Source organism: Pseudomonas sp. C2B4 (assembly GCF_013359695.1).
Classification (GTDB): domain Bacteria; phylum Pseudomonadota; class Gammaproteobacteria; order Pseudomonadales; family Pseudomonadaceae; genus Aquipseudomonas.
In genome coordinates, this window is sequence record NZ_JABFMU010000032.1 from 1 (window position 1) to 20,552 (window position 20,552).

The 20,552-nt window shown below is 58.9% G+C and carries 22 protein-coding genes; 17 read left to right on the forward strand and 5 right to left on the reverse strand.

Going from position 1 to position 20,552, the window contains the following annotated elements:
• Positions 1-83 precede the first annotated feature (83 nt).
• The 3 genes from HNQ83_RS19335 to HNQ83_RS19345 form a co-directional block, all read right to left on the reverse strand.
• The gene (locus tag HNQ83_RS19335) at positions 84-341 is read right to left on the reverse strand and encodes a hypothetical protein (protein ID WP_175390413.1); all 258 of its coding nucleotides are present in this window, start codon (positions 339-341) and stop codon (positions 84-86) included.
• A 206-nt stretch (positions 342-547) separates the two neighbouring features.
• Positions 548-889, reverse strand: a complete 342-nt coding sequence (locus tag HNQ83_RS19340) for a zinc ribbon domain-containing protein YjdM (protein WP_020798653.1) — start codon at positions 887-889, stop codon at positions 548-550.
• Positions 890-1,076: 187 nt separating this feature from the next.
• On the reverse strand, positions 1,077-2,045 hold the full coding sequence (locus tag HNQ83_RS19345) for a polyprenyl synthetase family protein (protein ID WP_128605935.1): 969 nt from the start codon (positions 2,043-2,045) through the stop codon (positions 1,077-1,079).
• A gap of 240 nt (positions 2,046-2,285) precedes the next feature.
• On the opposite strand from HNQ83_RS19345, the gene rplU reads away from it, so the two are divergent.
• From rplU to HNQ83_RS19370, 5 genes are all read left to right on the forward strand, one after another.
• Complete coding sequence (rplU, locus tag HNQ83_RS19350; protein ID WP_007950961.1) at positions 2,286-2,600, forward strand: 50S ribosomal protein L21; 315 nt, start codon at positions 2,286-2,288, stop codon at positions 2,598-2,600.
• 35 nt (positions 2,601-2,635) lie between these two features.
• Entirely contained in the window at positions 2,636-2,893 is a 258-nt protein-coding gene (rpmA, locus tag HNQ83_RS19355; protein WP_003281574.1) for a 50S ribosomal protein L27, read from the forward strand.
• Positions 2,894-3,090: 197 nt separating this feature from the next.
• Positions 3,091-4,314 (forward strand): Obg family GTPase CgtA, encoded by a 1,224-nt coding sequence (gene cgtA / locus HNQ83_RS19360; RefSeq protein ID WP_007970919.1) that lies wholly within the window; start codon positions 3,091-3,093, stop codon positions 4,312-4,314.
• Between the two features lie 133 nt (positions 4,315-4,447).
• Complete coding sequence (gene proB, locus HNQ83_RS19365) at positions 4,448-5,566, forward strand: glutamate 5-kinase (RefSeq protein WP_175390464.1); 1,119 nt, start codon at positions 4,448-4,450, stop codon at positions 5,564-5,566.
• Positions 5,567-5,578: 12 nt separating this feature from the next.
• Positions 5,579-6,043 (forward strand): CreA family protein, encoded by a 465-nt coding sequence (locus HNQ83_RS19370; protein WP_175390414.1) that lies wholly within the window; start codon positions 5,579-5,581, stop codon positions 6,041-6,043.
• Between the two features lie 185 nt (positions 6,044-6,228).
• Here HNQ83_RS19370 and rpsT read toward each other — a convergent pair whose 3' ends face one another.
• Positions 6,229-6,507 (reverse strand): 30S ribosomal protein S20, encoded by a 279-nt coding sequence (rpsT, locus tag HNQ83_RS19375; RefSeq protein ID WP_007970922.1) that lies wholly within the window; start codon positions 6,505-6,507, stop codon positions 6,229-6,231.
• Between the two features lie 252 nt (positions 6,508-6,759).
• On the opposite strand from rpsT, the gene murJ reads away from it, so the two are divergent.
• The 6 genes from murJ (at position 6,760) to ispH (ending at position 14,254) form a co-directional block, all read left to right on the forward strand.
• Positions 6,760-8,298: a murein biosynthesis integral membrane protein MurJ gene (gene murJ, locus HNQ83_RS19380; protein ID WP_175390415.1), complete on the forward strand. Its 1,539-nt coding sequence runs from the start codon at positions 6,760-6,762 to the stop codon at positions 8,296-8,298.
• A 129-nt stretch (positions 8,299-8,427) separates the two neighbouring features.
• Positions 8,428-9,366 carry a bifunctional riboflavin kinase/FAD synthetase gene (gene ribF, locus HNQ83_RS19385; protein ID WP_175390416.1) on the forward strand — a complete coding sequence of 313 codons (939 nt, stop codon included), beginning with the start codon at positions 8,428-8,430 and terminating at the stop codon, positions 9,364-9,366.
• Between the two features lie 13 nt (positions 9,367-9,379).
• Entirely contained in the window at positions 9,380-12,211 is a 2,832-nt protein-coding gene (gene ileS / locus HNQ83_RS19390) for an isoleucine--tRNA ligase (RefSeq protein WP_175390417.1), read from the forward strand.
• Positions 12,204-12,716: a signal peptidase II gene (lspA, locus tag HNQ83_RS19395; RefSeq protein ID WP_175390418.1), complete on the forward strand. Its 513-nt coding sequence runs from the start codon at positions 12,204-12,206 to the stop codon at positions 12,714-12,716. The genes ileS and lspA overlap by 8 nt, the downstream gene beginning before the upstream one ends.
• Positions 12,717-12,723: 7 nt before the next feature.
• Positions 12,724-13,161 (forward strand): FKBP-type peptidyl-prolyl cis-trans isomerase, encoded by a 438-nt coding sequence (gene fkpB / locus HNQ83_RS19400; protein ID WP_172668667.1) that lies wholly within the window; start codon positions 12,724-12,726, stop codon positions 13,159-13,161.
• Between the two features lie 145 nt (positions 13,162-13,306).
• Positions 13,307-14,254 carry a 4-hydroxy-3-methylbut-2-enyl diphosphate reductase gene (gene ispH, locus HNQ83_RS19405; RefSeq protein WP_175390419.1) on the forward strand — a complete coding sequence of 316 codons (948 nt, stop codon included), beginning with the start codon at positions 13,307-13,309 and terminating at the stop codon, positions 14,252-14,254.
• Here ispH and HNQ83_RS19410 read toward each other — a convergent pair.
• Positions 14,231-14,779 (reverse strand): GspH/FimT family pseudopilin, encoded by a 549-nt coding sequence (locus HNQ83_RS19410; protein ID WP_175390420.1) that lies wholly within the window; start codon positions 14,777-14,779, stop codon positions 14,231-14,233. The genes ispH and HNQ83_RS19410 overlap by 24 nt on opposite strands.
• Before the next feature lie 130 nt (positions 14,780-14,909).
• On the opposite strand from HNQ83_RS19410, the gene HNQ83_RS19415 reads away from it, so the two are divergent.
• Genes HNQ83_RS19415 through HNQ83_RS19440 form a run of 6 tightly spaced genes read left to right on the forward strand, consistent with a single transcriptional unit; the run spans position 14,910 to position 20,516 of the window.
• A complete protein-coding gene (locus HNQ83_RS19415) occupies positions 14,910-15,383 on the forward strand; it encodes a GspH/FimT family pseudopilin (RefSeq protein ID WP_175390421.1) in 474 nt (157 codons plus the stop codon).
• Positions 15,380-15,829, forward strand: a complete 450-nt coding sequence (gene pilV / locus HNQ83_RS19420; RefSeq protein WP_175390422.1) for a type IV pilus modification protein PilV — start codon at positions 15,380-15,382, stop codon at positions 15,827-15,829. Before HNQ83_RS19415 ends, pilV begins: the two co-directional genes overlap by 4 nt.
• Complete coding sequence (locus HNQ83_RS19425; protein ID WP_175390423.1) at positions 15,826-16,539, forward strand: PilW family protein; 714 nt, start codon at positions 15,826-15,828, stop codon at positions 16,537-16,539. Before pilV ends, HNQ83_RS19425 begins: the two co-directional genes overlap by 4 nt.
• 11 nt (positions 16,540-16,550) lie before the next feature.
• A complete protein-coding gene (locus tag HNQ83_RS19430; protein ID WP_175390424.1) occupies positions 16,551-17,030 on the forward strand; it encodes a PilX N-terminal domain-containing pilus assembly protein in 480 nt (159 codons plus the stop codon).
• On the forward strand, positions 17,017-20,100 hold the full coding sequence (locus tag HNQ83_RS19435) for a pilus assembly protein (protein ID WP_175390425.1): 3,084 nt from the start codon (positions 17,017-17,019) through the stop codon (positions 20,098-20,100). The genes HNQ83_RS19430 and HNQ83_RS19435 overlap by 14 nt, the downstream gene beginning before the upstream one ends.
• A 14-nt stretch (positions 20,101-20,114) precedes the next feature.
• On the forward strand, positions 20,115-20,516 hold the full coding sequence (locus HNQ83_RS19440; protein WP_175390426.1) for a type IV pilin protein: 402 nt from the start codon (positions 20,115-20,117) through the stop codon (positions 20,514-20,516).
• Positions 20,517-20,552: the final 36 nt, after the last annotated feature.

Genomic DNA, 20,552 nt, shown 5'->3' on the forward strand with positions numbered 1-20,552 from the left:
AGAGAGACTGGCGGCGTGAACCTTGACGGGTGTCCAAGATTACTTGACCAGTTCAAGCTCGCTCCTACAGGGGTTTGCGTTTTTCATATTTCGATCTTTGTGTGCAGTTCACTGGTCGGGCGCAACGCCCGTGCATAGCAGAACAGAAACAGGTTTCTCACCACTTCCTTGAGCACCACCGGCTCGCTGGAACTCAAGCCATTGAGATCCAGATCACCTTGATCCTGCAGCTCACTCAAGGCTTCTTCTTCAAGCACCGCACAGACTTCACCGGTTTCCCGATGCAGGATTCTCAGGTAAGGGTGTGGGCGATCCAGCCAGGCATCGATCAAATAAGTCATGTCTCATCTCCATTGATTGGGGTTCAATGAGAATAATTCTTATTCATTAAATAGCAAGAGTCTATTGGCGGATCGTGGCTTTTTCCGGGTAAAGATTGCGTAAGGTCAAATCTAGTGGCGTTTGGCTATTACGAGGATCGGTGAAGTGATGCGGGGGAGGGGCGAGGCACCATCCCGCGTCGGGCGCGGAATGGCGTACAGCGGGATCATACTTTTCTGACGAACTCGGATTTGAGTTTCATTGGGCCGATGCCGTCGATCTTGCAGTCGATGTCATGATCGCCATCGCACAGGCGGATGTTCTTGACCTTGGTGCCGACCTTGACCACCAGGGAAGTGCCCTTGACCTTGAGGTCCTTGATCACGGTGATGGTGTCGCCGTCCTGCAAGACGTTGCCGACCGAATCCTTTTTCACGGCGTCATCGGACACGGCTTCGGCTTCGCCGCTGGCGGACCATTCGTGGGCGCACTCGGGGCAGATCAGCTGGGCGCCGTCTTCATAGGTGTATTCGGAATTGCATTTCGGGCAGGGTGGCAACGTGCTCACTAAGGCTCCTTGAAGTCAGGATCGCTAAAAAGCGCACATTATATAGGGTTTTAGGCAGGGAGGGGGGAGGAGCCTTGAATGACCTGTGGGAGCGAGCCTGCTCGCGAATGCGGTGGGCCAGTCAGCTTCAATGCTGAATGGCTAAATGCATTCGCGAGCAGGCTCGCTCCCACAAGGGATATTGCTGTCAGTGAGTGCGGGCGACCGCAAACTCGCTCAGTTCGACCAGCGCATCGCGATACTCGCTGGCTGGCAACGCTTCGAGGCATTTGATCGCGCGGGCCACGTAATCGCGGGCCAGCTTTGCGGTGTAATCCAGCGAGCCAGAGGCTTCCACGGCTGCACGGATGCTTTCCAGGTCTTCAATGCCGCCTTTCTGAATGGCCTTGCGCACCAGGGCTGCCTGCTCTGGCGTACCTTCACGCATGGTGTAGATCAGCGGGAGGGTCGGCTTGCCTTCGGCCAGGTCGTCACCGACGTTCTTGCCCAGGGTTTCTGCATCGCCTTTGTAGTCCAGCAGGTCGTCGACCAGCTGGAAAGCCACGCCCAAGTGGTCGCCGAAAGTGCGCAGCGCTTCGCTCTGTTCAGGCGTTGCACCGGCCAGGGCCGCAGCGCTGTGGGTCGAGGCTTCGAAAAGCATCGCCGTCTTGCCGCGGATGACTTCCATGTAGGTTTCTTCGGTGGTGCTGGCGTCACGGACCTTCGACAGCTGCAGCACTTCGCCTTCGGCAATGATGCGTGTGGCTTGCGAAAGGATCTTCATGACTGGCATGGAGCCCAGTTCGACCATCATTTCGAAGGAGCGCGAATACAGGAAGTCGCCCACCAGCACGCTGGGCGCATTGCCCCACATGGCATTGGCGGTGGAGCGGCCGCGGCGCATGCCGGACATGTCGACCACGTCGTCATGCAGCAGGGTGGCGGTGTGCAGGAATTCGATGGTGGCGGCCAGCAAGCGCATGTCATCGCCTTCGCGACCCAGGGCCTTGCCACACAGCAGCACTAATAGGGGTCGAAGACGTTTGCCGCCGGCCGAGGTAATGTAGTCGCCGATTTTTGACACCAGCGGCACTCGGGAAGTCAGCTGCTTCTTGATGATGCCGTCGACGGCGCTAAAATCGTCCGCCACCGCGCGGTAGAAAGCTTGGGGTTGCATCAGCGACAGTCGCTCCAGAAGGGTTGCGCGGCATGCTAGGACCCACGTCCGGGCCTGTCAAGGCGCGATGGACGGCCTATTGCAAGGCGCTCGTGGCTTGCGTACAATCGCGCACCCTGAACTTCCTGGGCAGCACCTGCCTTACGCAATTGCAAGCGGGCCTTCCAGCCCCATGCAGCCATGCCAGCCAATACCTCTTCTTATAAAGAGCTGGGTGAGCAGGATTATCGGAGAAATACCATGTCTTATGCAGTAATCGTTACTGGCGGCAAGCAATACAAAGTCGCCCCAGGTGAATACCTGAAGATCGAAAAACTGGAAGTCGCTACCGGCGAATCCGTTACCTTTGATCGCGTTCTGTTGGTTGCCAACGGTGACGACGTGAATATCGGCGCTCCAGTTGTTGCTGGCGCTACCGTTGTGGCTGAAGTGATCTCCCAAGGTCGTCACGATAAAGTCCGCATCATCAAGTTCCGTCGCCGTAAGCACCACATGAAGCGTATGGGCCACCGCCAGTGGTACACCGAGATCAAAATCACCGGTATTCAGGCTTAATTACAGCCTAATTCCTCACTAGGAGAATTGAACTCATGGCACACAAAAAAGCTGGTGGTAGTACCCGTAACGGTCGCGACTCAGAAGCCAAACGCCTTGGCGTGAAGATGTATGGCGGCCAGGCTATCAAAGCAGGCAACATCATCGTGCGTCAGCGCGGCACCCAATTCCACGCTGGCTACGGCGTAGGCATGGGTAAAGATCACACCCTCTTCGCTAAAGTCGAAGGCGTGATCAAGTTCGAAGTAAAAGGCGCCTTCGGTCGTCGTTACGTGAGCGTAGTCGCAGCTTAATTGCGCGATCGCTGGAAAAGCCCTGTCTTGCGACGGGGCTTTTTCGTTTGTGGGGTGAGTCTCTTGCAAAACTGTTTGTATGGGCTGTCGGCGCGCTGGACTGTGCGGTCGTTGATTGAGGTCGCTGCGCTCATTTTTGCAAGAGTCTTATGTCTTAGTGTTTTTCGGCTCGTCCGTATGGCGAGAGGCGTTTTGTTATGAAGTTTGTTGATGAAGTATCGATTCGAGTGAAAGCTGGTGACGGCGGCAATGGCTGCATGAGTTTCCGTCGCGAAAAATTCATCGAAAATGGCGGTCCTAACGGCGGTGATGGTGGTGATGGCGGTTCCATCTACATGATGGCTGACGAAAACCTCAATACCCTGGTGGACTACCGTTACACCCGGCACTTCGATGCCGAGCGTGGTTCCAACGGTGGCAGTACCGACTGCACCGGCAAGAAGGGGGAGGATCTGATCCTGCGTGTACCTGTTGGTACCACGGTAATCGACTCTGCCACTCAGGAAGTGATCGGCGACCTGACCAAGGCTGGTCAGAAGCTGCTGGTTGCGCACGGCGGCTGGCACGGTCTGGGTAACACCCGTTTCAAATCCAGTACCAACCGTGCTCCGCGTCAGACTACGCCGGGTAAGCCGGGCGAGCAGCGTGACCTGAAGCTGGAAATGAAGGTGCTTGCGGACGTCGGTCTGCTGGGCTTGCCGAACGCCGGTAAAAGTACCTTTATCCGTTCAGTATCGGCCGCCAAGCCGAAAGTTGCCGACTACCCGTTCACCACGCTGGTGCCGAACCTGGGGGTGGTCAGTGTCGATCGCTGGAAGAGCTTCGTGGTTGCGGACATTCCGGGTCTGATCGAAGGTGCTTCCGACGGCGCGGGCCTGGGGATTCGTTTCCTCAAGCACTTGTCGCGTACGCGTCTGCTGCTGCACCTTGTCGACATGGCGCCGCTGGATGAAACCAGTGCCCCGGACGCCGCAGAAGTCATCGTCAGTGAGTTGACCAAGTTCAGTCCGTCCCTGGCTGAGCGTGATCGTTGGTTGATCCTGAACAAGTGCGACCAGATTCTTGATGAGGAGCACGATGCTCGCGTCAAAGAGATCGTCGATCGCCTGGAGTGGACTGGTCCGGTCTACGTGATCTCGGCCATCGCCAAGCAGAACACCGAGCGTCTGTGCCACGACATCATGCGTTACCTGGAAGATCGTGCCGATCGCCTGGCCAACGACCCGGCCTACAAGGAAGAGTTGGCTGAGCTCGATCAGCGCATCGAAGATGAAGCCCGTGCCCAGTTGCAGGCGCTGGATGATCAGCGAGCTCTGCGCCGTAGCGGCGTGAAGTCGGTCCATGACATCGGTGATGACGATTGGGACGAAGAAGATGTGGATGATGAAGACGGTCCGGAAATCATTTACGTGCGTGACTGATTCGTTGCGATAAACTTAAGCGCCGCTCAATCGAGCGGCGTTTTAGTATCTGGAAATCGTTGGTCACGAATAGCCACGAATAACATCACGGGCAGTGCCAGGTCGCGCTGTCCTCAAGCTAAGGTTGAAGATGATGCGGAGCAAGGTGACAGGTGCGCAGCGTTGGGTCGTGAAAATCGGCAGCGCTTTGCTGACGGCGGACGGCAAGGGGCTGGACCGCGCGGCAATGGGTGTCTGGGTAGAGCAGATGGTGGCCTTGCATGAGGCGGGTGTCGAGCTGGTGCTGGTGTCCTCCGGGGCGGTGGCGGCCGGCATGAGCCGTCTGGGCTGGACCGCGCGACCCAGTGCGATGCACGAGCTCCAGGCTGCAGCTGCAATCGGCCAAATGGGGTTGGTGCAAGCCTGGGAGTCGAGCTTTGCCGAGCATGGTCGTCACACTGCGCAGATTCTCCTCACTCACGATGACCTGTCCGACCGCAAGCGTTACCTGAACGCCCGCAGCACCCTGCGCGCGCTGGTTGAGCTCAAAGTCATCCCGGTGATCAACGAAAACGACACCGTGGTCACCGATGAAATCCGTTTCGGCGACAACGACACCCTGGCGGCGCTGGTGGCCAACCTGGTGGAGGCGGACTTGCTGGTGATCCTGACGGATCGCGATGGCATGTTCGACGCCGATCCGCGCAACAACCCGGATGCCCAGCTGATTTACGAGGCTCGTGCCGATGATCCGGCGCTTGACGCCGTGGCGGGCGGTACCGGCGGAGCGCTGGGGCGCGGTGGCATGCAGACCAAATTGCGCGCGGCGCGTCTGGCGGCGCGTTCCGGGGCGCATACGATCATTGTTGGCGGTCGCCTCGAGCGTGTGCTGGATCGCCTCAAGGCGGGCGAGCGCATCGGTACGTTGCTTTCACCCGAGCGCGGCATGCTGGCGGCGCGTAAGCAGTGGCTGGCCGGGCATCTGCAAACCCGTGGCACGCTGGTGCTGGATGCAGGTGCGGTGGCGGCGTTGTCCCAAGGCAACAAGAGTTTGCTGCCCGTGGGCGTGAAATTGGTCCAGGGCAGCTTCCGTCGCGGAGAGATGGTGGTGTGCGTAGCACCGGATGGTCGAGAGATCGCTCGTGGCCTGGCTAACTACAGTGCGCTGGAAGCGCAAAAAATCATCGGTCAGTCGTCTGATGCGATTGTCGGTCTGTTGGGTTACATGGCGGAACCGGAACTGGTTCACCGCGATAACCTGATTCTGGTCTGAAGGAATACCTGAATGCGTGTGGCAAAAGGACTATTGGGGTTGCTGTTGGCGATGCCATTGCTGGCTTCGGCCGAGGAAATCGGCCAGGTATCGACGGTGTTCAAGTTTGTTGGTCCGAACGATCGAATCGTTGTCGAGGCATTCGATGATCCGAAAGTCGAGGGTGTGACCTGCTACCTTTCGCGCGCCAAGACCGGCGGTGTGAAGGGTGGCTTGGGTTTGGCTGAAGATCGCGCCGAAGCTTCCATTGCCTGCCGTCAGGTCGGGCCGATCAAGTTCAAGGGTGAGCTGAAGGATGGGGAGGAAGTGTTCAAGGAGCGCACTTCCCTGGTGTTCAAGACCATGCAGGTGGTGCGTTTCCTCGACAAGAAGCGCAATACACTGGTGTATCTGGTCTATAGCGATCGATTGATCGAGGGCAGTCCGCAGAATGCGGTAACGGCGATACCGATTTTGCCGTGGGCGAACGCCCAGTAATCCGAGGTTCGCGAAGATCCACTGTGGGGGCGAGCCTGCTCGCGAAGGCGGCAGCACATTCAATATTCATGTGTCTGGTGCACTGCTTTCGCGGGCAGGCTCGCTCCCACATTTTTTGTCGAGTTCACCAAATCACAGGCAATAAAAAACCGACCCTGAGGTCGGTTTTTTAATGAACGGGTCGCTTAGGCAGCAGCGGCAACGTTCAGGGCCTTTACGTGGCCATTCAGGCGGCTCTTATGGCGAGCAGCCTTGTTCTTGTGGATGATGCCTTTATCGGCCATACGGTCGATAACTGGCACAGCCAGAACGTAAGCAGCTTGTGCTTTAGCAGCGTCTTTTGCGTCGATGGCCTTAACTACGTTTTTGATGTAGGTACGAACCATGGAACGCAGGCTGGCGTTGTGGCTGCGACGCTTCTCAGCCTGTTTTGCACGTTTTTTGGCGGAAGGTGAGTTGGCCACCGTCGAGCTCCTCGAAAGACTTTTTAGGAAATAGCAAACAAAATAGGCCGCGAATCATGCCGATGAGTTGAAGTCTTGTCAAGGGCGCTTGAAACGTTCCGCTAAGTGGTAGGCGTGGTGCGACGGGATATTTCTTTCCGGCGTGTGACCTGTAAACTCGCGAGCTTTGGCTCTGTGCTGTTGCGGCGCGGAGTATCGCACAAGTAGGCGCGTAGTTCGCCTGCTGTTTATCGACAGGCACACACTCTTTCAATGAATCTGCTCAAATCGTTGGCCGCCGTCAGCTCTATCACGATGCTTTCCCGGGTTCTGGGGTTCGTTCGTGACACCCTCATTGCGCGCACCTTCGGCGCGGGAATGGCGACGGACGCCTTCTTTATTGCCTTCAAATTGCCCAACCTGTTGCGACGCATCTTTGCAGAGGGGGCGTTTTCCCAGGCATTCGTGCCGATCCTTGCCGAATATAAAAGCCAGAAAGGGGAGGAGGCGACGCGCACGTTTATTGCCTACGTCTCGGGTCTTTTGACGCTCGTCCTGGCGTTGGTCACGGCCTTGGGCATGCTTGCCGCGCCGTGGGTCATTTGGGTCACGGCGCCGGGTTTTACCGATACCCCGGAAAAATTCGAGCTGACCTCAAGTCTGCTGCGGGTGACTTTCCCCTATATTTTGCTGATTTCCCTGTCTTCACTGGCTGGCGCGATCCTAAATACGTGGAACCGCTTTTCAGTGCCGGCCTTTGTGCCGACGCTGCTTAACGTCAGCATGATCTTCTTCTCTCTGTTCCTGACGCCGTACTTCGATCCGCCTGTGATGGCGCTGGGGTGGGCGGTTCTGGTGGGCGGTTTGGCGCAGTTGCTCTATCAGCTGCCGCACCTGAAAAAAATCGGCATGCTGGTGCTACCGCGCCTGAATCTTCGGGACAGCGGCGTCTGGCGGGTGATGAAGCAGATGCTGCCGGCCATTCTCGGCGTGTCGGTGAGTCAGATTTCGCTGATTATCAACACCATTTTCGCTTCCTTCCTGGTTGCCGGTTCCGTGTCCTGGATGTACTACGCCGACCGGTTGATGGAGCTGCCGTCTGGCGTATTGGGTGTGGCGTTGGGGACGATTCTGCTACCGACCCTGGCCAAGACTTACGCCAGCAAGGATCGTCACGAATACTCGCGGATCCTCGATTGGGGTCTGCGCCTGTGTTTCGTGCTGGTGCTGCCTTGCGCCCTGGCGTTGGGGATTCTGGCCGAGCCGCTGACGGTTTCACTGTTTCAGTATGGCCAGTTCAATGCCTTTGATGCGGCCATGACTCAGCGGGCACTGATCGCCTATTCGGTCGGTTTGCTCGGAATTATTGTCATCAAAGTGCTGGCCCCGGGCTTTTATGCGCAACAAAACATCCGGACTCCGGTAAAAATCGCAATCTTCACCCTGGTCGTCACCCAGTTGTTCAACCTGTTGCTGATCGGTCCGCTGGCCCATGCCGGCCTGGCGCTCGCCATCAGCGCCGGCGCCTGCCTCAATGCGGGGTTGCTCTTCTATCAGCTGCGCAAGCAGCAGATGTATCAGCCCCAGCCGGGGTGGGCGAAGTTCGGCTTTAAGCTGGTGATCGCGGTGACGGTGATGTCGGGCGTATTGTTGGCGGGGATGCACTTTATGCCGGCTTGGGGCGAGGGGCAGATGCTTGAGCGTTTCCTGCGTCTGGGTGCCTTGGTGGTCGCCGGTGTGGTGGCGTATTTCGGCATGTTAGTGTTGATGGGCTTCCGTTTGCGCGATTTCAATCGCAAGGCGCTGGGCTGAGGATAAAACCTCGATAAGCACGGGCGGGCCGGCATTTTTGTCGGCTTGATCACTTTGGGTTACGGTGTTGCCTGTCGTCGGCCGCCGGGTGTGGTTATAATCGACCACTTTATGAGCAAGAAGCGCGTTATGCAGCTGGTTCGAGGCCTCCACAATCTGCGCCCCCAGCATCGGGGCTGCGTCGCCACTATTGGCAACTTTGACGGTGTACACCGTGGTCACCAGGCTATCCTGGCGCGACTGCGTGAGCGTGCGCTCGAGTTGGGCGTGCCCAGCTGCGTGGTGATTTTCGAGCCACAGCCACGGGAGTTCTTCGCTCCGGACACGGCCCCGGCCCGCCTGGCCCGCCTGCGGGACAAACTGCAGCTGCTGGCCGCCGAAGGCGTCGACCGGGTGTTGTGCCTGGCGTTCAATCAACGTCTGAGCAAGCTCAGCGCCAGCGAATTCGTCGATACCATTCTGGTTGATGGCCTGGGCGTGCAGCACCTTGAAGTCGGCGACGACTTCCGTTTCGGTTGTGACCGGGTCGGGGATTTTGATTTCCTGCAACAGGCCGGCGTCATCCAGGGCTTTACCGTCGAAGCCGCGCGGACCGTCGAGCTGGACGGCATCCGGGTCAGCAGCACCCAGGTGCGTAATGCGCTGGCTGCCGCTGATTTCGCCCTCGCCGAACGCCTGCTCGGTCGCCCGTACCGGATAGCCGGTCGGGTGTTGCATGGCCAGAAACTTGCCCGGCAGTTGGGGACACCCACCGCCAACATACAACTCAAGCGTCGTCGCGTGCCGTTCACCGGGGTCTACCTGGTCGATGTCGAGATCGATGGCAAGACCTGGCCCGGTGTCGCCAATATCGGCGTACGGCCAACGGTTCAAGGTGATGGCAAGGCCCACCTGGAAGTACATCTTTTAGATTTTGCCGGCGATCTGTATGACCGGCGTTTAACGGTGGTTTTCCACCACAAGCTGCGTGAAGAGCAGCGATTCGCCTCTCTGGAGGCGCTGAAAACGGCGATCAACGCGGATGTCGCCGCCGCCCGTGCACTAGCCGCACCTAGCGCCCATCGCTAATGAAGAGCCTTAAATGACCGACTATAAAGCCACGCTAAACCTTCCGGACACCGCCTTCCCAATGAAGGCCGGCCTGCCTCAGCGCGAACCGCAGATTCTGCAGCGCTGGGACAGCATTGGCCTGTACGGAAAGTTGCGCGAGATTGGCAAGGATCGTCCGAAGTTCGTCCTGCACGACGGTCCTCCGTACGCCAACGGCACGATTCACATCGGTCATGCACTGAACAAGATTCTCAAGGACATGATCATCCGCTCGAAGACCCTGTCGGGCTTCGACGCGCCTTATGTTCCGGGCTGGGACTGCCACGGTCTGCCGATCGAGCACAAGGTCGAAGTGACCCACGGCAAGAACCTGGGCGCGGACAAGACCCGCGAACTGTGCCGGGCCTACGCCACCGAGCAGATCGAGGGCCAGAAATCCGAATTCATCCGTCTGGGCGTGTTGGGCGATTTCTCCAATCCGTACAAGACCATGGACTTCAAGAACGAGGCCGGTGAAATCCGTGCCTTGGCCGAAATCGTCAAGGGCGGTTTCGTGTTCAAGGGCTTGAAGCCGGTGAACTGGTGCTTTGACTGCGGTTCGGCCCTGGCTGAAGCGGAAGTCGAGTACGAGAACAAGAAGTCCTCGACCATCGACGTGGCCTTCCCGATTGCCGATGAAGCCAAACTGGCTGCCGCTTTCGGTCTGGCATCGCTGGCCAAACCGGCTTCGATCGTGATCTGGACCACCACGCCGTGGACCATCCCGGCCAACCAGGCGCTGAACGTTCACCCGGAATTCAACTACGCGCTGGTCGACGTTGGCGACAAGTTGCTGGTACTGGCTGAAGAGCTGGTCGAATCCTGCCTGTCCCGTTACGGCGTCGAAGGCTCGGTGATCGCTACCGCGTCCGGTTCGGCACTGGAACTGATCAATTTCCGTCACCCGTTCTACGACCGCCTGTCGCCGGTTTACCTGGCCGACTACGTTGAGCTGGGCGCCGGCACCGGCGTGGTTCACTCCGCTCCGGCCTACGGCGTCGACGACTTCGTGACCTGCAAGAAGTACGGCATGGTCAACGACGACATCCTCAACCCGGTTCAAAGCAACGGCGTGTACGTGCCGTCGCTGGAGTTCTTCGGCGGCCAGTTCATCTGGAAGGCCAACCCGGCCATCGTCGACAAACTGACCGAAGTCGGTGCGCTGCTGCATACGACGGTCATCGAACACAGCTACATGCACTGCTGGCGTCACAAGACCCCGCTGATCTACCGCGCCACCGCGCAGTGGTTCATCGGCATGGACAAGCAGCCGACCACGGGCGATACCCTGCGCCAGCGTTCGCTCAAAGCCATTGAAGACACCACGTTCGTCCCGGCCTGGGGCCAGGCGCGCCTGCACTCCATGATCGCCAACCGTCCGGACTGGTGCATTTCCCGTCAGCGCAACTGGGGCGTACCAATCCCGTTCTTCCTGAACAAGGAAAGCGGTGAACTGCATCCGCGCACCGTAGAACTGATGGAAGAAGTCGCCAAGCGCGTCGAAGTCGAAGGCATCGAGGCCTGGTTCAAGCTGGACGCTGCCGAACTGCTGGGCGATGAAGCGCCGCAGTACGACAAGATCAGCGACACGCTGGACGTATGGTTCGACTCGGGCACCACGCACTGGCACGTCCTGCGTGGTTCGCACCCTGTGGGTCACGAAACCGGTCCACGCGCCGACCTGTACCTGGAAGGTTCGGACCAGCACCGCGGCTGGTTCCATTCGTCCCTGCTGACCGGCTGCGCCATCGATAATCACGCACCGTACCGCGAGCTGCTGACCCACGGTTTCACCGTCGACGAGTCCGGCCGCAAGATGTCCAAATCGTTGGGCAACGTCATTGCGCCGCAAAAGGTCAACGACACCCTGGGCGCCGATATCATGCGCCTGTGGGTCGCATCGACCGACTACTCGGGCGAAATGGCGGTTTCCGAGCAGATCCTGCAACGCAGTGCGGACGCCTATCGGCGTATCCGTAACACCGCGCGTTTCCTGCTCTCGAACCTGACCGGATTCAATCCGGCCACCGATTTGCTGCCGGCTGATGAAATGCTGGCCCTGGACCGTTGGGCCGTGGACCGCACCCTGTTGCTGCAGCGCGAGTTGCAAGAGCACTACGGCGAATACCGCTTCTGGAACGTCTACTCCAAGATCCACAACTTCTGCGTGCAGGAGCTGGGCGGGTTCTACCTGGACATTATCAAGGACCGCCAGTACACCACCGGCGCCGACAGCAAGGCCCGTCGTTCGTGCCAGACCGCGCTGTTCCACATTTCCGAAGCGCTGGTGCGCTGGATCGCTCCGATCCTGGCGTTCACCGCCGACGAGCTGTGGCAATACCTGCCGGGCGAGCGCAACGAGTCGGTCATGCTGAACACCTGGTACGAAGGCCTGACCGAGCTGCCGGAAGGCTTCGAGCTGGGTCGCGCCTACTGGGATCGCATCATGGAAGTGAAAGTCGCGGTCAACAAAGAGATGGAAATCCAGCGCGCGGCCAAGGCCGTCGGTGGCAACCTGCAGGCCGAAGTGACCCTGTTCGCCGAAGACGCCCTGAGCGCCGACCTGGCCAAGTTGAGCAACGAACTGCGCTTCGTTCTGATCACGTCCACTGCCAGCGTCGCGCCTTTCGTGCAAGCGCCGGCCGATGCGGTGGTCACCGAGGTCGGCGGCCTGAAGCTGAAGATCGTCAAGTCGGCCTTCGCCAAGTGCGCCCGCTGCTGGCACTGCCGCGAAGACGTCGGCGTGAACCCGGAGCATCCGGAGATTTGCGGTCGTTGCGTCGACAACATCAGCGGTGCTGGTGAGGTTCGCCACTATGCCTAATGCCGTTGGCCGTTTTGGACGGCTGAGCTGGCTCTGGTTGAGTTTGCTGGTCCTGGTCATTGACCAGGCCAGCAAGTTCTACTTCGAAGGCAAGCTTGCGATGTACCAGCAAATCGTGGTGATCCCCGATTACTTCAGCTGGACCCTGGCCTACAACACCGGCGCGGCCTTCAGCTTCCTGGCTGACAGCTCCGGCTGGCAGCGCTGGCTGTTTGCCCTGATCGCAGTCGTGGTCAGCGCGGTGCTGGTGGTCTGGCTCAAGCGTCTGGGACGCAATGAAACCTGGCTGGCAGTCGCCCTGGCACTGGTGCTGGGCGGCGCGCTGGGCAATCTCTATGACCGCATTGCCCTGGGCCATGTGATCGATTTCATTCTGGTGCACTGGCAGAACCGCTGGTACTTCCCTGCGTTCAACTTTGCCGACAGTGCTATCACTGTCGGCGCAGTCATGCTGGCACTGGATATGTTCAAAAGTAAAAAGACCGGAGAAACCGTTCATGACTGAACAGGTATTGGCTGAACAACGCATTGGCCAGAACACGGAAGTCACCTTGCATTTCGCATTGCGCCTGGAGAACGGCGACACGGTGGACAGCACCTTCGACAAGGCCCCGGCGACTTTCAAGGTCGGTGATGGCAACCTGTTGCCAGGTTTCGAAGCGGCTCTGTTCGGTTTCAAGGCTGGCGACAAGCGGACGCTGAGCATTGAGCCGGAAAACGCTTTCGGCCAACCCAACCCGCAAAACGTGCAGATCATTCCGCGTTCGCAGTTCCAGGACATGGACCTGTCGCCGGGATTGCTGGTGATCTTCAACGATGCGGCCAATACTGAATTGCCGGGTGTGGTGAAAGAATTCGATGACGCGCAAGTGACCATCGACTTCAACCACCCGCTGGCTGGCAAGACGCTGACCTTTGACGTGGAAATCATCTCCGTCAAAGCGCTGTAACTTGTGGGAGCGAGCCTGCTCGCGAATGCTGACTGACATTCAACATTGAAGTTGTCTGGCGCACCGCTTTCGCGAGCCGGCTCGCTCCCACAGCAGGTTTTTCATTGTTTTCGCTTTTTCTTGCGCGCAAGACACGAGGCACAGCATGCAAATCAAACTCGCCAACCCCCGTGGCTTCTGCGCCGGTGTGGACCGTGCGATAGAAATCGTCAACCGCGCCCTGGAAGTCTTCGGGCCGCCAATCTATGTGCGCCATGAAGTGGTCCACAACAAATTCGTCGTCGAAGACCTGCGCAACCGTGGCGCGATCTTTGTCGAGGAGCTTGATCAAGTGCCAGACGACGTGATCGTGATCTTCAGTGCCCACGGTGTTTCCCAGGCCGTACGTAACGAAGCCGCTGGCCGTGGCTTGAAAGTGTTCGACGCCACCTGTCCGCTGGTGACCAAGGTGCACATCGAAGTCGCGCGCTACAGCCGCGACGGTCGTGAGTGCATCCTTATCGGTCACGCCGGTCACCCGGAAGTCGAAGGCACCATGGGCCAGTACGATGCCAGCAGCGGCGGGGCGATCTATCTGGTCGAGGACGAGAAAGACGTCGCCGAACTGCAAGTACGCAATCCCGAAAAACTGGCGTTCGTGACCCAGACCACCCTGTCCATGGACGATACCAGTCGCGTCATCGATGCCCTGCGTACTCGCTTCCCGGCCATCGGCGGCCCGCGCAAGGATGACATCTGCTACGCCACCCAGAACCGTCAGGATGCGGTCAAGCAACTGGCCGACGAGTGCGATGTGGTGTTGGTGGTTGGCAGTCCGAACAGCTCCAACTCCAATCGCCTGCGTGAACTGGCCGAGCGTATGGCCACCCCGGCCTATCTGATCGACGGTGCCGAAGACCTGCAAAAGAGCTGGTTCGACGGTGTCGAGCGCATCGGCATCACTGCTGGTGCCTCCGCACCGGAAGTCCTGGTGCGTGGCGTGATCCAGCAATTGCAGGCCTGGGGCGCTACAGGCGCCGACGAATTGGCCGGTCGGGAAGAGAACATCACGTTCTCCATGCCTAAAGAACTACGCGTTCGTTCCCTCCTCTGAGTCTTCTCCCCCCACGCATAACGCCTGTTCAGTCCTTTTGCTGCGCAGGCTGACAATGCCGGTCCGGGCCAGTACCACTTGGTATTGGCTCAAGGACTCCCGGGCCGAGCAAATGTGCAATGTCCCCGCTTGAAAAGCGCCACTGGGCAGCAATGGCTCACCTAGACCGCTGAACCTTACAAAATTTCTGACTGGTCTATTCCCCACTACAGGCACCCGGGCACTGCTCTGGCGTTCAATAAGTAGTGGATTGCTGTCGTCCTCATACCCCTTGCCGCTTAAATCCAGAATCATCCGCCAGCCCTGACCCCAGTCGCCGTTTATGCCGTGAATGACAACGGTCTGGTTTCGGGCAATGGCTTCGCTTCTCGCGCTACGCATCCCGCTGGCCAGTGACCTCGCCGCTTCCTCGCGATAGTTCGATTCCGTAACTGCTGCAAACGCCGGACTGACCAAATGCAGAACAATCCCGGCAATCGTCAGTCCCATAAGCAGTTCGATCAGGCTGAAACCGTGCTGGCGCATGACATGCCCCTCCCTGGAAGCAGATAGCCCGTGCGATCCGTGCACGAGCAATGGCAAAACTACCGCGGCGCGGCGGTCGAATGTTCTAGCGTGTTAAAGCAGGTATAGCCGACGGCAACGGAGGGCACCGATGGATCATCGTTCAAAAGGTTTCACGCTGATCGAGTTGCTGATCGCCATCGCGATCTTTCTGGTCCTTATCACCCTGGCTGTACCGGCGTTCACCCGATCCACGCAAATATCCAGGGCCGACACCGAGATCGGCGATCTGCAGCGTGGCCTGAACTTCGCCCGTCTGGAAGCGATCAACCGGGGTGTGACTACGCGCGTGCGCCCCACAGCGGGTGGCAGCGTCTGGACCGGGGAGCTGTCGGTGTATGACGGCACTGGCACGCCGGCCAATGTATTGCGTGTTGTTCCAGCGATGAGCAGTGGGGCGACGCTGACGCTAACCTCAGGAGTGACCGCCATCGATTTCGACAATCTGGGCGGTTTGTCGTCACCGTCCACGGCGGTGGTGATCAGTTATGTGCTGGGAACGCAGAGCAGGACGCTGAATGTGTGTTTGAACGGACGAATTCTATTGGGTGGAAGTTGCGGATGAGGCAATGGAGCAAGCCTGCACAGGAAGGCATGACGCTGATCGAAGTCCTTGTGGCATTGTTGATTCTGAGCGTGGGGTTGTTGGGGGCGGCGGCGATTCAACTCAATGCGCTCAAGTACACCGACAGTTCCCGCATGACCAGTCAGGCCAGTTTTATCGCCTACGACATGATGGACCGCATCCGCGCCAACGCCGCCGCCGATTACACCGTCACGCCGCCAACCTCGGGAAACCTGAGCATCGCCCGGGACCAGGACCTTTACGATTTCACCAGCAACATCGTCAGTTTCGGCGGCGCCACGGCCACCGGCAGCATCAGCCTCAATCAGCGCGTGTACACCATCACCATCACCTGGGACGATTCCCGGGCCGCCAATAGCGCCAACTCCCGTCGCAGCTTTGTGCTCACCAGTCGCGCCACCGTTGATCCGGTGGCGACCCCATGAGCCGCAGCGAAAAAGGCTTCGGCCTGATCGAATTACTGATCGCCCTGGCCTTGAGCCTGATCGTGGTGCTGGGCGTGGTGCAGGTGTTCATTGCCGCGAAAAACACCTACGTCAGCCAGAACTCTGCTGCAGCCATGCAGGAAGATGCGCGTTTTGTACTGAGCAAAATGATCCAGGAAATCCGCATGGTCGGGATGTTCGGTTGCCTGGGGACGATCACCGATGCCAGCAAGCTGGGCGATTTCAATGCCAGTCAGATCACGCCAATCAGTTGGGATAACGCCAGTCTCAAGCTGACTCTGGTGACAGCGGATGTCGGCAACAATGGCGGGACGCCGACCTGGACCGTGGTTTCCGATTGTCGAAGCAGTGCGACGGCTTATTCCGATGCGCACGCACCGGCCTCAGGGCAAATGGCATTTCCAATCCGGCGTTTGATCTACAGCCTGAAGAACGGTCAGTTGACCATGGGCGTGGGTGGAGGCACGCCGACCCAGCAAGTGCTGGTGGATAACGTGAGTGCCTTCAACGTCAGTTTCGGGCTCGCCATCTCCGCCTCCGATACGGCCGCTTCCAGTTACAGCAGCAACCCGTCGGACCCGGCGCGCATCCGCAGCGTGCGGCTGAGCCTCACACTCACCGACCCGAACAACCGGGTGAGCAATCAAACCTTCAATGTGGTTGCTGCATTGCGCAACCGCTTGCCGTGAGGGGAGGGGCGATGAGTGTTTTTTCTATAACCCCTCGTTCCCAGCACGGTATGGCGCTGTTGGTCAGCCTGGTGTTTCTGTTGCTGCTGACGCTGATCGGTCTTTCTTCGATGCAGAACGCCACCCTGCAGGAAAAAATGGCCGGTAGCGTGAGCTTGCGCAATCAGTCGTTCCAGGCCGCGGAAGCCGTTTTACGCGTAGGTGAAAGCGCGGTGCAACTCGATAGTTATTCCTTGCCGGTGTGCAGCGGCGCGACGCAATGTGCGCCACCGGCCGAGTCAGCGACGGTCAAGGCCGCCGGGTTCAATTCCACCTCGGGGGTGGCCTGGATCGCTTCCGGCAATGGCTTTTATGGCGTGCAAAACATTGGCACCGCCCAGGCAGCCGTCAACGTACCGAGCAACACCTCGGCAACGTTGTACCGAGTGACCGCCGTAGGCATCGCGGGCAGCTCGCGCAGCGTGGTGGAGAGCATTTATGCGAAGTACTGAGCGGCTGGCAGGGCTTTCGCGGCTAGTGTGCGGCGTTCTGTCCGGGCTGTATCTTTCGGCCCCGGCCTATGCCTTTACACCGTCGGACTCGCCCTTGTTGAGCGCTGCGGCGGTGGCGCCGAACGTGATGCTGATGATCGACGATTCGGGGAGCATGAATAACATCATCTGGGCGCCGGGTTTCGATCCCACGGTCAACCGCGCGCAGATCGCGATTTGCAGCTCCAACACCTTGTGTATCAGTGGCCAGAATCTGGACATGAGTGATACCAACATTTCCCTGTCGAGCCTGAACCGTGGCGGTTGCCCGGCCAGTGGAAACTGGTACGGGTTCTATCGCGGTTTCCTGGGGCTGACGCCCGTTTGCCTGAAGCTGCCAGACCCCGTGGGCAATGAAAACACCCGTTACACCGCAAATTACCTTGCCTATCTGCTGGGCCTGGCCAATGGCTCCAATCGGGACTTCACCACCGGGGCCAATGCGATCCCCAACGATTACCGCATCAGCGTGGCGCAGGACGTTTCGACCAACCTGGTCACCAGCAATCGCACGTTGCGTATCGGCCTGGCCACCTTCAATCCGCCGACCAACAACAATCCGGGCAACGGTGGCTTCATTGCCCGGGCGGTCAGTGATCTGTCGGTGGATGCCAACTACAACGCGCTGATTGCCTCGATCAACGGCTTGAGTGCCGTGGCGAACACGCCGTTGGCGGAAAGCTACTACGAAGTAACGCGCTACCTGCGCGGCATGGCGCCTTACTACAACTCGACGCCTTCCACCTACACCAGTCCGATCCAGTACCGCTGCCAGAAAAACTACGGCGTGGTGATTACCGATGGCTTGCCCACCTACGACCGGACTTTCCCCTCCAATGACCCACTCGGTGGCACCCGTCTGCCGAATTGGGACGGCAACAGTGCAAACGATGGCGACAACCTCAACGGTGACGGGGAAGGTGACACGCTGTATCTGGATGACATCGCCAAGTTCGCGTTCGACATCGACATGCGTTCCTCCGGGACGGATCTGGCAGGCAAAAACTGGAATGCCACGGATTTCCCCAAACAGAACATGAACACCTACACCGTCGGTTTTGCCGCCGCGAATCAGATGTTGTCGGACGCCGCCAGTTACGGCCTGGGCAAGTATTACCAGGCCACCGATAGCGCCGGGCTTAACTCCGCGTTGTCCTCCGCCCTGAGCGACATCACGTCCAAGGCTGGTTCCGGCGGCAGTGGTGTCACCAGCGGGACGATCCTCGCCAGCGGCACCAGCTACTTCCAGACCAGTTATGACCCCAAGGATTGGCGCGGCACGATCAAGGCCTTTGGCTTCACCACCAACGGCTCGGTCAACACCGGCAACGTGCTGTGGACCACCGACACCGCCATCGTGCCGGGTGCCACGACGCCGAACTATCAATCCTGGAACAGTCAGACCAATACGGCAGTAACGCTGGCTTACGCCAACTTTTCCACGGCCCAGCAGGCCAGCCTCAACCAGGGCCTGCCCGCGGGTATCACCGGCAGCGATCTGGTGGAGTGGAGCAAGGGCACCAACAAACCCGGCCTGAAGGTGCGCAGTGCGTTATTGGGTGACATCATCAACTCACCGCTGGCACTGGCGTCACCGACGGACAAGACGGCCTCCGACCTGTCGGGCGACACCAGTTACAGCATCTACCTGGCCACCAAAGCGGCCAACATGAACGCCAGTCTGGTGGTCAATTCCAATGACGGTTTCGTCGACATCATCAATACCGGGAATGGCACGCGGCGTTACGCCTACATGCCGTCCAGTGTGCTGCCATCGCTGCGCTATATCGCGGATATCGCGTACATCAACGGCGTTAGTCATAAGTTTTTGGTGGATGGGCAGGTAGGGGTGTTCGATGCCCAGCTCAACAGCGCCTGGAAAACCCTCGCACTCGGCGGAACAGGCGCTGGTGGGAGGACCTTCTATGCGCTGCAACTGTTCGATGCTTCGACCGGCAACGTGCCCAAGGCGTTATGGGAAATCAGCGCACCGACCACCGCCAGCACGGCAAACGCTTTCAATGATCTGGGTTATGCCTATGCCCGCCCGGAAGTGGCACGCTTGGCGGATGGGAGATGGGCAGCGTTCATTTCCAATGGCTACGGCAGCAATTCCGGCGTGGCTGCGTTGTATGTGGTGGATATCCGCGATGGTTCGCTGATCAGGAAAATCGTCGTCGATAGCACTGAAACCACCAACGGATTGTCCTCGGTCAAACTCAAAGTCAACTCGCAGAATGTGGTACAGGCGGCTTATGGCGGTGACTTGAAAGGGCGGCTGTGGAAGTTCGACCTGAGCAGTGCCAGCACCGACAGTTGGGGCGTGGCGTTTGCTGGCAAGCCGTTGTTTACCGCTGCGGGCGGAGCGACCCAGCCGATTACGGCGCAGCCCTTGCTGGCAGACAATTCACTGGGCGGCAAAGTGGTTTTTTTCGGTACAGGGAAATTCAACGAGACGGCGGATAAAACCAACAAGGATTTGCAGGCGTTCTACGCGGTATGGGACGCGGATGGCGGTTCCGGGCAGATCACCACGTCCAGTTTGCAGGCCCAGGCAGTGACGGGCGTGTTCTCGGGAAGCTCCGGGCAATTCATCACCACCAGCCAGAATGAGGTGACCTATCCGGCGAAAAAAGGCTGGTACTTGCCGTTGGTGTACAACAGCGCGCTGACCGGGGAACGGGTGATCAATCAGGCCATTCTGGTGCTCGGGCGAATCGTGTTTACCACCGCCAGCGTGGATACCACGGACCCCTGTGCCAGCTTCGGTACCGGCAAACTGGTCGAACTCGATGCGTTCAGCGGTAAGATGCTCAACTACGCAGTGCTCGATACCACGGGCGACGGGTTGATCGACAGTACCGACACGGTGTCCAGCGGCGTGGTCTTTACCGGCGGCATTCCGACCATTAACGCCATCGTCAATAACGCGGCCCGCAAAATCGTGAACGATTCCAGTGGCGGCATCACCACGCTGGTGGAAAAATCCGGCGGCGGCAGCCGTCGCATCATGTGGCGACAAATACAGTAAGCGAGAGTTGAGGCATGCACAGATCCAACCGCGGTTTTACCCTGATCGAAATCATGATCGTGATTGCGATCATCGGGATTGTCCTGACCATCGCCATGCCGAGCTTTACGGAATATCTGAACAAAGGGCGTCGTACTGAAGTGGCCGGTCTGCTTTCAGAGCAGGCGCAGGTCCTCGAGCGTTTTTATTCACAGAAAAACATCTACACGGGTGCCACCGGCCTCAGTGCCGGCAACGACTACTACACCCTCACGCCGACCCTGACCGACCAGACCTTTGTGCTGACAGCAGTGCGCAAGGCTGGCACGAGCATGGGCACTGACAAGTGCGGTGATTTCACGATTACCAATACCGGCGTCCGTGGCATGGTCAACGCCACGGCTGGCCTGACCACCAAGGATTGCTGGGGGCGCTGAGTTTCCTTTTTTCGGGCGTCTTTGCGCCTTCTGTCT